Source organism: Phyllobacterium sp. P5_D12 (assembly GCF_054049495.1).
On the sequence record NZ_JBFUMG010000664.1, the window covers coordinates 1 to 2,213 of the forward strand.

The 2,213-nt window shown below is 55.1% G+C and carries 3 protein-coding genes and 1 pseudogene; 2 read left to right on the top strand and 2 right to left on the bottom strand.

The window, feature by feature from the left end; all coding sequences use genetic code 11:
• Window positions 1-119, bottom strand: a pseudogene (locus ACXJ5O_RS24950) (molecular chaperone); the annotation flags it as partial.
• Between the two features lie 263 nt (window positions 120-382).
• Here ACXJ5O_RS24950 and ACXJ5O_RS24955 point away from each other — a divergent pair.
• Together ACXJ5O_RS24955 and ACXJ5O_RS24960 are read left to right on the top strand one after the other, a co-directional pair.
• Window positions 383-820 (top strand): antifreeze protein, encoded by a 438-nt coding sequence (locus ACXJ5O_RS24955; RefSeq protein ID WP_457302255.1) that lies wholly within the window; start codon window positions 383-385, stop codon window positions 818-820.
• A 275-nt stretch (window positions 821-1,095) separates the two neighbouring features.
• Entirely contained in the window at window positions 1,096-2,049 is a 954-nt protein-coding gene (locus ACXJ5O_RS24960) for an alpha/beta fold hydrolase (protein WP_457302256.1), read from the top strand.
• Window positions 2,050-2,053: 4 nt separating this feature from the next.
• Here the strand turns inward: ACXJ5O_RS24960 and ACXJ5O_RS24965 are convergent.
• On the bottom strand, window positions 2,054-2,213 hold a 160-nt coding region (locus tag ACXJ5O_RS24965), incomplete at its 5' end, for an inositol monophosphatase family protein (protein WP_457302257.1).

A 2,213-nucleotide genomic window follows, 5' to 3' on the forward strand; every position in this document is an offset into this window, starting at 1 on the left:
ATATTATAGGGCGGGTAGGTCTGGGCACCTTCTGGCTGGGCCAGACTGTCGAGAATGGTGAAAAGCCGGTCAAAACCGACGGTTGAACGATAGAGCGGGGAAAAATCAACGTGACGCATGTTTAAGCCCTCCTTTAGAGCGACAATGTTTGCGTGTTTTGGCTCTCGGTAGAACTCCCTTTGTGGCAAGTTCCGTCGAACCAGCGACCCCGATATGGCGGTCGCAGAAATTATCTGGTTAGCCCGGCGGCGGATTTCAAGAGGTTACAAAGTGTGGCTGTGGATGAACGCAAAATGAACATCATCTTCGGAATACGTTCACGTGGATGTGACTATAAATGCACCAAGGTTGGAAACGAACCGATACTACAAAGGATACGATAATGAAGAAAACCGTCCTCGCACTTACCGCTGCAGCACTTCTCGTTACCGGGTTTGCTGCTTCGGCAATGGCCGACAGCCGCTATTACCGCGCTGACGCGGCCGCCGAATATCTTGACGACAGCGGTGGCGCCGATGGCTATTTCGTTCAGGAACGCCGCAACTATGATGGCGAGAGCCGCCGCTATTATCGCGATGATCGTCGCGAACGGTTTGGTCCCCGCGACGTCGCGCGCATGCTTGAGCGCCGTGGTTTTCGCGTCCGTGACGTGAACTTCGAGCGTGGGCGCTATTTCGTACGCGCTGCACGTCGTGGCGATCCGGTCCTTGTCGTCGTTTCGCGCGATGGAGATATTCTGGAAACCCGCCGCATGGGCGGTGATCGTTATCGCGATCGTCGCGAAAGCGGTTTCAACATCGAGATAAACCCGGCTTACTGAGTACAAAAGCCGAATTCGTTCCGGGTGTAACGTCCCTTCCATCCGGAATGAACTGACCGGAAACTCTCAGGCGAGTTTCCGGTCATTCTTTTTTCTAGAGCAATCCCAGGAAAAGCGGGAACCGGTTTTCCCTCCGGGATTGCGTAAAACAAAGAGTTGGGGCAAATTTCGCGATTCGAAGAAAAACGTAAATGCTCTAACTGCGGTTTGACCTTTGCAGCGCCACATTTTATCACAGGCAGAGACTATTGGCGGCGAGGAATTGACCAGACCAAATGATCAGACCGCTTGTCGAAACTTCATCCAATCCTATCCCGTCCGGTACACGCGTTGATTCGCTCAATCTTCGCGACGGCAAGGAACTCCGCTATACCATCACCCCGGCCAGTGCCCAGCCTGCGCAGGGCACAGTCATCATCCTGCACGGGCGTAATGAGTGCATCGAGAAATATTTCGAGACGGTCCGCGACGCCGCTAACCGCGGCTTCACTGTTGCGACATTCGATTGGCGCGGCCAGGGAGCATCCAGCCGGCTCCTGCGAAATGCCGCAAAGGGCTATGTGAAAAGCTTTGACGATTACGCAGCTGATTTCGAGCAACTGTTCGAACACGTCCTCCTGCCCGATTGCCGCGGGCCATTCTACATCCTGGCTCATTCCACCGGAGCGCTTGCAGCTCTCTTGGCCGCCCCAGCCCTTTCGAATCGGATCCGCCGGATGGTCCTGATCGCGCCGCTATTGGATATCAATGGCAGCCACGCCAGAAAGACGATTGCGCGGGTTGGCGCGAACACACTTCGTTATGCAGGACTTGGCCGGGCTTATATGCTTGGTGGTCCGCACCAGATAAGGCCATTTGACTTCAATGAAGTAACGTCCGATTCGGCGCGTTACCTGCGCAATTGCGAGATTCTCGAAAAAGCGCCTGAACTGGCCATCGGCGGGCCCACGGCAAGCTGGATCGTCGCAGCGGCCAAAGCGATCAAAAAGATCAGCCGGCCCGAATTCATTGAAACGATCCGCATTCCCATGCTGATGGTTGCAGCGGGATCCGACAGCGTCGTCTCCACCCCGGCGATCGAGCGTTATGCCTTGCAACTGCGCAATTCCACATTGCTTACAATTGATGGCGCCAAGCATGAAATCCTCCAGGAGAAGGATTTCTATCGCGAGCAGTTTTTTGCCGCATTCGACGCCTTCATTCCAGGCACTGGCAGCGAGACGGAATAGAGCATCAACGGTTGAGCAATTCCAGAGTCTTGGCGTGCAGTTCGGGCGTCGCAGCAGCAACGATATTGCCGGCCTTCTCCGCTGGACCTCCATCCCACGTGGTGATCACCCCACCAGCCTTTTCGATGATCGGAACAAGCGCCACAATGTCATAGGGATGCAGG